Annotated in this window: 8 protein-coding genes; 7 read left to right on the plus strand and 1 reads right to left on the minus strand. The window is 65.8% G+C overall.

The genetic code is table 11. The features are described 5' to 3' along the window. Window positions 1-335 precede the first annotated feature (335 nt). From mpl to EO170_RS03410, 3 genes are all read left to right on the plus strand, one after another. Window positions 336-1,706, plus strand: a complete 1,371-nt coding sequence (gene mpl, locus EO170_RS03400) for a UDP-N-acetylmuramate:L-alanyl-gamma-D-glutamyl-meso-diaminopimelate ligase (RefSeq protein ID WP_206513973.1) — start codon at window positions 336-338, stop codon at window positions 1,704-1,706. Further along, window positions 1,703-2,299: an LON peptidase substrate-binding domain-containing protein gene (locus EO170_RS03405; protein WP_104584045.1), complete on the plus strand. Its 597-nt coding sequence runs from the start codon at window positions 1,703-1,705 to the stop codon at window positions 2,297-2,299. Before mpl ends, EO170_RS03405 begins: the two co-directional genes overlap by 4 nt. Window positions 2,300-2,443: 144 nt before the next feature. Continuing rightward, window positions 2,444-3,328, plus strand: a complete 885-nt coding sequence (locus EO170_RS03410) for a bestrophin family ion channel (protein WP_104648831.1) — start codon at window positions 2,444-2,446, stop codon at window positions 3,326-3,328. A gap of 232 nt (window positions 3,329-3,560) precedes the next feature. Here EO170_RS03410 and EO170_RS03415 read toward each other — a convergent pair whose 3' ends face one another. After that, window positions 3,561-5,648 (minus strand): bifunctional DedA family/phosphatase PAP2 family protein, encoded by a 2,088-nt coding sequence (locus tag EO170_RS03415; protein ID WP_126942487.1) that lies wholly within the window; start codon window positions 5,646-5,648, stop codon window positions 3,561-3,563. Between the two features lie 143 nt (window positions 5,649-5,791). On the opposite strand from EO170_RS03415, the gene EO170_RS03420 reads away from it, so the two are divergent. From EO170_RS03420 to EO170_RS03435, 4 genes are all read left to right on the plus strand, one after another. Next, window positions 5,792-6,451, plus strand: a complete 660-nt coding sequence (locus EO170_RS03420; RefSeq protein WP_115677351.1) for a serine/threonine-protein kinase — start codon at window positions 5,792-5,794, stop codon at window positions 6,449-6,451. Between the two features lie 178 nt (window positions 6,452-6,629). Continuing rightward, the gene (locus EO170_RS03425) at window positions 6,630-7,445 is read left to right on the plus strand and encodes an NAD(P)-dependent oxidoreductase (RefSeq protein WP_126942490.1); all 816 of its coding nucleotides are present in this window, start codon (window positions 6,630-6,632) and stop codon (window positions 7,443-7,445) included. Between the two features lie 217 nt (window positions 7,446-7,662). After that, window positions 7,663-8,652 (plus strand): YiiG family protein, encoded by a 990-nt coding sequence (locus EO170_RS03430; RefSeq protein ID WP_119127446.1) that lies wholly within the window; start codon window positions 7,663-7,665, stop codon window positions 8,650-8,652. Window positions 8,653-8,761: 109 nt separating this feature from the next. Further along, window positions 8,762-9,703 (plus strand): YiiG family protein, encoded by a 942-nt coding sequence (locus EO170_RS03435; RefSeq protein ID WP_232087862.1) that lies wholly within the window; start codon window positions 8,762-8,764, stop codon window positions 9,701-9,703. Window positions 9,704-10,167 lie beyond the last annotated feature (464 nt).

The following is a 10,167-nucleotide window of genomic DNA, read 5'->3' on the forward strand; positions in this document are numbered from 1 at the left end:
GGGCCGGGCAGTACGCCGGCCCGCGCAGATGCGCGCAGGCGGCCGGCGTGGCGTCACAACCCATTGATTGCGCAAAAGAAAAACCCCGGGCGTACAAGACGACCGGGGCAGAATAACGCCAGTAATGAGCTTGCTCAGAGCCCCACAGCATGAGCTCCCTGGGGATTTGGCCTCTTGGGGAGTAGGACCAAAGGGGTGCTGCGACTGGCGTTCAGCATAGTGATGGATGTGACGCAGTTCTCATATCAGGAAATTCCTGACAATGCGGTAGGGGTTTCCTGACAACACAGTCGGCGGTTGCGTGGAATGGCCCGCAACTCCGGCGATCGGCGACAATGCGGCCCATGACCAAACTCCACATCCTCGGCATTGCCGGGACCTTCATGGGCGGTGTCGCCGCCCTTGCGCGCGAACTGGGCTGGCAGGTAGAGGGCAGTGACCAGGCCATCTATCCGCCGATGTCCACCCAGCTGGAAACCCTTGGCATCGCGCTGGCACAAGGCTACGCGCCGTCCAATATCTCGGCAGATGCAAGCGATGTCGTCATCGGCAATGCCTTGTCGCGCGGCAACCCAGCGGTGGAAGCGGTGCTCGACGCGGGCCGTCGCTATAGCTCCGGTGCGCAGTGGCTGGCCGAGCAGGTGTTGCCGGGCCGCGACACCCTGGCCGTTGCCGGCACCCACGGCAAGACCACCACCACCACCATCCTGAGCTATCTGCTGGACGCCGCCGGGCGCGCACCGGGTTTTCTGATCGGTGGCGTGGCCGAAGACTTCGGCGTGTCGGCCCGGCTGGGCCAGGGGCGCGAGTTCGTGGTGGAAGCCGACGAATACGACACCGCCTTTTTCGACAAGCGCAGCAAGTTCGTGCACTACCGGCCGCTGGTGGCGATCCTCAACAACCTCGAGTACGACCACGCCGATATCTTTCCGGACGTGGCCGCGATCCAGCGCCAGTTCCACCATCTGGTGCGCACGGTGCCGGCGCGCGGGCGGCTGATCGTCAACGGCGAGGATGCGCGCCTGGCCGAGGTGCTGGCGATGGGCTGCTGGACGCCGGTGGAACGCTTCGGTTTCGATGCGGCGCTCGACTGGAGTGCACGCTTGATCGCCGCCGACGGCAGCGCGTTCGCGGTGCTGCAGCGTGGGGTGGAGATCGGCCAGGTGCAGTGGCCGCTGGTCGGGCGGCATAACGTGCTCAATGGGTTGGCAGCACTGGCGGCCGTGCATGCGGTGGGCGTGGATCCGGCGACGGTGATGCCGGCGCTGGCGCGCTTTCAGAGCGTCAAGCGGCGGTTGGAGCTGCTGGGGCAGGCAGGCGACATCACCGTGTACGACGACTTCGCCCATCACCCCACCGCGATCGCGACCACCTTGCAGGGCCTGCGTGCGAAGGTCGGCGCGTCGCGCGTGCTGGTGGCAATGGAGCCGCGCAGCAATTCGATGCGGGCGGGCGCGCATGCGCAGGCGTTGGCGCCGTCGTTGCGCGATGCCGATGCGGTGGTGTTCCTGCATCGGCCCGAACTGGCCTGGGATGCCGCACCGATCATCGCGCAGGTGCGCGGTGATGCGCATGTGGCGCATGACGTGGAAGCACTGCTGCAGACCCTGGGCGAGATTGCGCAGCCGGGCGACCATGTGGTGTTCATGTCCAATGGCGGTTTCGATGGCGCGCCGCGTCGCTTTCTGGCGCAATTGTCGCGATGACTGACCTCACGACCACCGCCGACACCAGCGCCCTGCCGCTGTTTCCGTTGCACAGCGTGCTGTTGCCGGGTGCGGCGATGGGCTTGCGTGTGTTCGAGCGCCGCTATCTGGATCTGGTGCGCGAGAGCGGCCGCACGGGCAGCAGCTTCGGTGTGTGCCTGATCCTGGATGGCACCGAGGTCGGCGTGCCGGCAACGCCGGCTGCATTCGGCACCGAAGTGCGTATCGAGGATTTCGATGTCGGCGCCGACGGCGTGCTGGTGTTGCGCCTGCGCGGCACGCGTCGCTTTCATGTACGGCGTTCGCGCATCCGCGACAACGGGCTGGTGGTCGGCGAGGTGAGCTGGTGCGAACCCGACAGCGACGACGAACTGCGACCCGAGCATGGCCTGCTGGCAACCGTGCTCGAGCGCCTGCTCGAACAGGTCGGAGGCGAATTTGCCTCCGCCGGGCCTGAGCTGCTGGACCAGGCGGCATGGGTCGGCTGGCGGCTGGCCGAACTGCTGCCATTGACCGAGCAGCAGCGTCTGTCGCTGTTGCAGCAGGACGATCCGCACCGGCGCCTGGACCAGTTGCTCGCCTGGATGCCGTGACACTAAGACAACGGCGCGCGTGATCCATCACCGCGCTTGCACCCTTGCAACGGCACACTCGCCACGCTTGAGTGCGCTCCCGATGGCATCCCTGCAGTGGATGCGCGCATTGGCGTCACTCGTTATCGGTCCACGGAGTGTGCCTTGATCATCGATGTCAAACCGCGTGTGGCGGATGTGTTCAGTCAGGTCTGGCGGACCCTGGCGGTGTTGTTCGTATGGGACGTGTTGATCACGATCATCTACTACGTGCTGCCGTTCCGCGCGCCTGCATTGCCGTTGACCATCTTCGGTTCGGCCTTGGCCTTGTTCCTGGGCTTTCGTGCCAACTCGACCTACCAGCGCTGGTGGGAAGGGCGGGTGCTGTGGGGCCAGATGATCAATGCATCGCGCAATCTGGTGCGTTTGAGCATCAGCATCCTGTCCGCGCCGGAAGCGGCAGCGCTGGGCCGCAGCATTGCGTTGCGCCAGATCGCCTACGTCAATGCGTTGCGGTGCCAGCTACGGCGGCTCCCGGTGGCGATGGCGCTGGAGCCGCGCCTGCATGCCGACGAAGTGGCCGCGGTGATCACGCGCACCAATGTCGCCAACGGCCTGCTTGACGCCACCGGACGCAACGTCGAGCAGGCACGTCGCGATGGCTGGATCGACAGCATTCAACAAGCCAGTGTCGAGCGCATCCTGGTGGATATCGCCAACGCGCAGGGCGGCATGGAGCGGCTGAAGAATACGCCGTTACCGTATCAGTACCGGTTCTATCCGAACCTGTTCACGCGGCTGTTCTGCGTCCTGCTGCCGATCGGCCTGGTGGAGACGCTGCAATACGCAACGCCGGTGGGGTCGACCGTGGCTGGCCTGATGTTCCTGGCGGTGCTCAAGATCGGCGACGAACTGGTCGACCCGTTCGCCAATACCATCCACGATCTGCCGCTGGACAGCATGTGCCGCACAGTGGAAATCGACGCGTTGCAGGCAATCGGCGAACAGGCGCCGGAACCGATGCAGCCGGTGGATGGCGTGTTGTGGTGAGTGCATCGCGCCTCGACCAATGCGGCTTGTGCGTATCCAAACGGCGCTGAAGCGCACGCTTTCGGTCACCTTGAGAGGTAATCGGACGGTGCGGATGCGTCGGTTGTAGAGCAGCTGATCTTGGCTGCAGGGGCCCTTTGCCTGCCTACCATCCCGGGACACGCTGCAAGTAGCCCTTATCTCCAGTACTGCGCGCGCGGTCGCTGGCCGATCGCTGCTGTAGCCCGATCGATCAACGGCGCTGGTGTGACGACGCCGATGCCGCCGGGTCGGATGCGGTGGTTTCCGCCTGCGGTGCAGCGTTGTCCTTGTCCTCCGGCCGCAACGCATTTCCCGACCTGCTGTCGATCAGGATCACGGGCACCTGCGAGCGTCGACGTTGTTCCAGGCGATGCGGCAGGGGGTCCAGTGCCTGGCGCAACGCGCTCAGTGCCGGGTCGACCCCGCGCAGCGGATACCACAGGCCGATCAGGCTGAAGTGCCGGCTGTAGCGCAGGGTCTGGGTGCTGCCCACCCACAAGGGTTGGGCGCCGGGCTGCAGGCGCGCGGCCGCCGGCCACAGGCGCAACACATGCACATGACCGGGCGCCGCGTGACGCACCATCAGCAGGGCTTCGACCTGCGTGTCCAGCGTGGCCGGCAGAATCGGCACCTCGTCCGGGCGGCCGCTGACATCCAGCAGGTGCAGCGCCTGTTCCCAGCCGGCCTGCGGTTGCACCCGCCAGCCGCGTGCTTCCAGCTGGCGCTGCAGCGGTGCCAGCGGGCCGGCTAGCTGCACGTCCAGCGGCCAGCGCTGGTCGTCGTCGAATTCATTGCGGCGTGCGGGCAGCAGGCGCCACTGGCCGTTCCACCAGTCATTGGCGGGCAATTCCATCAGCAACGGCGGCGGCGGTTCGAACTTGGCCAGTTTGGTGTCCAGATTGCGCGGCGCGAACACGATCGCGCAGGTCAGGAACACACCGTAGAAGATCCACGAGACCGGCTTGACCCAGAACGCGCGGGTGGCCCGGCGGCGATAGGCGATGCCCAGCACCAGCAGCCAGAAGATGCCGAACAGCATGCCGCCGACCACGTCGCTGAGCCAGTGTGCGCCCAGGTACAGGCGCGCGAAGCCGATCAGCGACACCATTGCGCCACTGACCAGATACGGCCACACCCGGCGCCGGCCCGGCAGCTCGCGCGCGATCAGCAGCGCGAAGAAACCAAAGCCGATCGTGGCCATGGTGACCGCCACCGACGGAAACCCGAAACCGCTGCTGGCCGCCGGCGGGCGCACCACCTGCACGGTGGCGCCCAGCAACTGGGTCAACGCCAGGCCGAAGGCCAGCGCGATCACCCAATGCGTCACCGCCATCCAGCGGCGCCGCCAGGCCAGGTAGCCCATCGCCGCCGCGATCGCCGGCAGCAGCACCTGCCAGTCGCCCAGCGAGGCCAGCGCCACCATCGGGTAGTCGGCCAGCGGGTTGCGCAGCGCCAGCATCAGGTCGTGTACGGCCAGGTCCACGCGCAGCGGCTCGCCATGCGCCAGCACCACCATCAGCAACACGAACCAGCCCCAGCCCAGCAGCAACAGCATCAACGCCATCATCGCCAGCGGCACCGACTCGCGGCGGCGCGGGTCGAACACGCTGACCGACCAGTTACCCAGGACCGGATGCCGATGCGACCACTCCAGCAGCCGCGCCAGCAGGGCATCCAGATGGCCGGCCGACCAGCGGTAGGAGTACAGCACCATCGCCCAGGCCAGGCCGATCACTGCGGCCAGCAAGGTGACCACCACGAACAGGCGGCCGGCCACCGCGGCCACCGCGTCGTAGGCGGTGCCCAGCACCCAGCCGGGCACCAGGAACAGCAGCGCCCACGAGATGCAGGCCAGGCCGCTGGCGACCAGATAGCGCTTGAACGGCATGTGCGACATGCCGGCGATGGCCGGCACGAACGGCCGCACCGCGCCCACGTAACGGGCGATCAGGATGCTCTTGAAGGCATTGCGCCGAAACAGCAACTCGCCACGCTCCAGCAACTGCGGGTAACGGCGGAACGGCCAGTAGGTGTGCAACTGGTGGCCCCACCGGTGGCCGACCCAGAAGCTCAGCGTATCGCCGGCGAAGGCGCCAAGGGCGGCGCAGGCCACCGCATACGGCCCGTTGATCTGGCCCAGCCCGATCAGCACGCCGATGGCGAACAGCAACGGCAGTGCCGGCACGATGGCGCCGAGCACGATCACCGCATCGGAAAATGCGATGGCAAAGATCGCCACGCCAGCCAGGGTGGGGTGGTGTCCGATCCACTCCAGCGTGGCGTCGATCCATGAATTCATCCCACGATTATAGGTGGGCATGGCGACGAGGTGACTTCGCCGTCATCACATCGGCCCGGCCGCTTCACCTCAGGTTGCGAGCGGACAAGACCGCAGGGGCAACGCGCGCTGTGGCGATGCGGGCGGCCCGCCTACAATGGGGGATGAGTGACGATCCCGCCGCCAATCTGCCGCTGAAGTCCGATACCTTCGGGCGCATCCTGTTGATCCGCGAGGCCGACCGCCTGTTCGTGCGGCGCGACCTGAGCGTGGCGCCGTGGCTGTTGCGCGGAGTGGCCTGGTGGCTGGCGCGGCGCGAAGCGTTGGCCCTGCGCCAGCTGGATGGCTTGCCACGCACGCCGCGGCTGTTGCGCTGGGACGGGCGCCATCTGGATCGCAGCTATCTGGCCGGCGATGCGATGTACCGGCGCCCGCCGCGTGGCGATCTGGCCTACTTCCGCTGCGCGCGCAGGTTGTTGCAGCAGTTGCATCGGCGCGGCGTGGCGCATAACGATCTGGCCAAGGAGGCCAACTGGCTGGTGCAGGACGACGGCAGCCCGGCGGTGATCGATTTCCAGCTGGCGGTACGCGGCAATCCCCGTGCGCGCTGGATGCGCCTGCTTGCCCGCGAAGACCTGCGCCACCTGCTCAAGCACAAGCGCATGTATTGCCCGGCCGCGATCACCCCGGTGGAACGCCGCGTGCTCAAGCGCACCTCCTGGGTACGCAAGCTGTGGTTCGCCACCGGCAAACCGGTCTACCGCTTCGTGACCCGCCGCGTGCTGCACTGGGAAGACAACGAGGGGCAGGGGCCGAAGCCCTGAAGTGCCGGGATTGGGGAGTTGGGATTGGGGATTCGCAACGGCGCATGGCTTGGGCTGTGGGTTGGTCGATGCGAGGGATGAGGCGACACGCTGTTGCGAATCCGAAAGCTCAAATCCCGCGCCGTTCTTGCGCGGGTTATAAGCTTTTGCGAATCCCCAATCCCAAATCCCCAATCCCATGACCCTAAACGGCAAAACCCTCTTCATCACCGGTGCCTCGCGCGGGATTGGCTTGGCGATTGCGTTGCGGGCGGCGCGGGATGGGGCCAATGTGGCGATTGCGGCCAAATCGGCGGTGGCCAATCCCAAGTTGCCCGGCACCATCCATAGCGCGGCCGCGGCGGTGACGGCGGCCGGTGGGCAGGCGCTGGCACTCAAATGCGATATCCGCGACGACGACCAGGTGCGTGCGGCCGTGGCCGCCACGGTCGATGCCTTCGGCGGTATCGATATCCTGGTCAACAATGCCAGTGCGATCTGGTTGCGTGGTGCGTTGGACACGCCGATGAAGCGCTTCGATCTGATGCAGCAGGTCAACGCACGCGGCAGTTTTCTGTGCGCACAGGCGTGCCTGCCGCATCTGTTGCAGGCGCCCAATCCGCACATCCTCACGCTGGCGCCGCCACCGTCCTTGAACCCGGCGTGGTGGGGCGCGCATACCGGCTACACCCTGGCAAAGATGGGCATGAGCCTGGTGACCCTGGGGCTGGCAGCCGAGTTCGGCCCGCAAGGCGTGGCGATCAATGCGCTGTGGCCGCGCACCGTGATCGCCACCGATGCGATCAACATGATCGACGGCGTGGACGCGGCCGCGTGTCGCCGGCCGGAGATCATGGCCGACGCGGCGCATGTGGTGCTGACGCGCAAGGCGGCTGGATTCCATGGCCAGTTCCTGATCGACGACGACGTCCTGGCCCAGGCCGGCATCACCGACCTGAGTGGTTATGCGGTCGACCCGTCGCGTGCGCTGCTGCCGGATCTGTTTCTCGACTGAGCGCGGCCAGCATCGCGGCCCGCGCTCGTTGGCGGGAGACGGAGCGCGACCGGCCTCGACGCGCGCAGCTGCCGCGCTTCAAGGCGTGGGTGCGGCCCACCAGCAGTCGCGCCGTGGAGGCCTAGCCGCGGCCGGACCTGGGGCGAGCACACCCAGTTCACAGTCGGGTTTGCTATCGTGTGTAGTTGAAAACGTTTCCAACAAGGATGTACCGCGCGTGTCTCCGAAGTTTCGTGTGCTTGTTCTGGCGGTCTGCGTGTCCGCCCTGGTGGCCGCCTGTGGCGGCAAGTCGCAGCAGCCTGCAACCGGTGCCGACAGTGCCGATACCAAAACGACGGGAAGACAGCTGGATTCCCTGCAAGGCGTGACCGCCAAGCTCGGCGCCTATATCGACTGCTTCAACCGCGTCAACGCGAAGGTGCACGCCGGCGCCAGGTACTACACCGGCTGGATGCAGGACCCGTTCGCCGGCCCGACCGGTGACGAATCCGGCATGACCGGCCCGTACGATATCGACGATGGCGACATGCAGCAGTGCGACGCACCGGTCAGCGCGGCCGCTGCGGCGAAGCCAGCGCTGCCGGCGCTGGACAAGGCAGCAGGCGACTATCGCGCGGCATTGAAGGCACTGCAGCCGATCAGTCACGCAGTGGCCGATTACTACACCCGCCAGGATTACGAGGACGATCAGTTTGCCAAGGGCAAGCAGCTGCACCCGCAGCTGATGGAGGCACTGTCCACCTACGCCGATGCCAGCACCGCCTTCAGCGCCGAACTGGACGTGCAAAACGACGCGGCGCAACGCGAAAAACTCAAGACGCTGGAGCAGGGCGAAGGCCGCACACGCGAGTACTACCGGCTGGCGATGATGCTCGACGCCAAGCAGATCGCCGATGCACTGGAAGAGGAGCAGTTCGACGTGGCGCGTGCCAACGCGCTGCTGGACGGCTTCAACCGTCTCTCCGATGAAGCGCACGCCAAGGTGGCCGACCAGGAGCCGGGCAAGCTGGACTGGAACAGCTTTGAAACCGCTGCAGAAACCTTCCGCAGACAAGCCAAGGCGCGGGTGAAGCGCGTGGTCGAAAAAACGCCTTACAGCAAGATGGAGCAGGGCTGGCTGGATAGCCCCTCGCTGGCGCCCGAAGGCTCGCCGCGCAAGTTACTCAACACCTACAACGCGCTGGTGTTCCAAAGCAATCGTCAGTAATCACTGCTGTTTCCAGCCATCGCGCGCGTGCCGGGCGACCGGCTGCGCCGGATGCCTTTCGGCCGCACGCTGCGGCGCCACCTTCTTCAACCTATCAATGGAACGCCAGATGACCCATCAACTTCGTTATGCGCCGCTCGCCGCGGCGATCGCGTTCGCCGCACTGCTTGCCGGCTGCCAGAAAAACGCGCCCGCCGCCGCAGTGGAAGGCGCCGACAAGATCAATGCCTACATCACGTGCTTCAACGGTGTCGAGCAGCCGATCCATGAGAGCTACCAGCAATACATCGGCTGGATGCAGGACCCCGAGGCCGGCCCGACCGGCAAGGAGAGCGATATCCATGCACCGGGCACGGTGCTGTCGCATCACGTGGACGAATGCGGGGCGCCGATGACCGCGGCACTGGCGCAAACGCCCGCCAACCCCCAGCTCGATCCGGTGGCCAAGACCTATCAGGAACGCTTCACCACGCTCAACGAGCGTATCGGCGAAGCGGTGCGCTACTACGACCGCGAGGATTATCTGCGCGATGACGGCAAGGGCATGAAGGCGCTGCACGCGCCGTTGATGCAGGCCTATCACGCGTTCTTCGAGGCCGGCGAAGCCATGAATGCCGCACTCGAACGCAACGAAGACATGCGTCGCCAGGCGCAGATCGATGCGATCGAAAAGGAAGAGGGCCGCAGTGCCTCCTGGTATCACCTGAAGATCATCGGCGAAGGCAAGCAGCTGGTGCAGGTGCTCGACAGCGACACGCCGGATCTTGCCGCAGCGCAATCCCAGCTCGCACGCTACCAGGGCATTCTGGAAGAGGCACAGAAGGCCAAGGTCGGCCAGGGCGATGCGATGTGGGGCCACATGGAACGTTCTGCCGACAAGCTGGCGCGCGAGTCGGGACGACTGGTCGAGCGTATCCGCACCAAGACACCATTGAACAAGAGCGAGCAGATGCTGCTGGAAAGTGGCTCGCTCCCACCGGGCGGCACGCGCCAGGCCGTGCTGGCCAGCTACAACGATCTGATCGACATGAGCAATCGCATGTCGCATTGATGCTGCGCATTCATCTGTGGCGCGTTGCGTAAGCGCATCGAGCAGATGATTGTGCAAGCCTCAAAGATGCTGAAATCCTGACCTTCAGCGTTGTTAGATGGTCTCAAGCAAAAATGGTCGAGGGCGCGGTGCCCTCACCGCCTGCGGGACACGCCGTGAACCCGTCCCTGGGGCTCGGTGGCGGCATCCATGCCGCCACACGGTCCCGCAACCGGCGAGGACACTGCACCTGGAAGTTTCAAGGTTGCTTCATTGAAAGCCTGCTCATTGCTCGGCTTGTCTTGGATTACTAATTAGGCGTGCTCTTATGGAAGCGCGCACGTCATGCTCTGCTTGCACCCGCACACCGATCGTCTCGACCGGTCCTTGCCCGCTCACCGTCACAGAACCTTGAGCGGCAGGGATGCCGCGCCAGAGCCTACATGGACGTACTTGCGGCGTGTCCCGCGAGGGTGGGTGGGCAC

This window comes from Xanthomonas sp. BRIP62409, from assembly GCF_003992965.1.
GTDB lineage: Bacteria > Pseudomonadota > Gammaproteobacteria > Xanthomonadales > Xanthomonadaceae > Xanthomonas > Xanthomonas euroxanthea.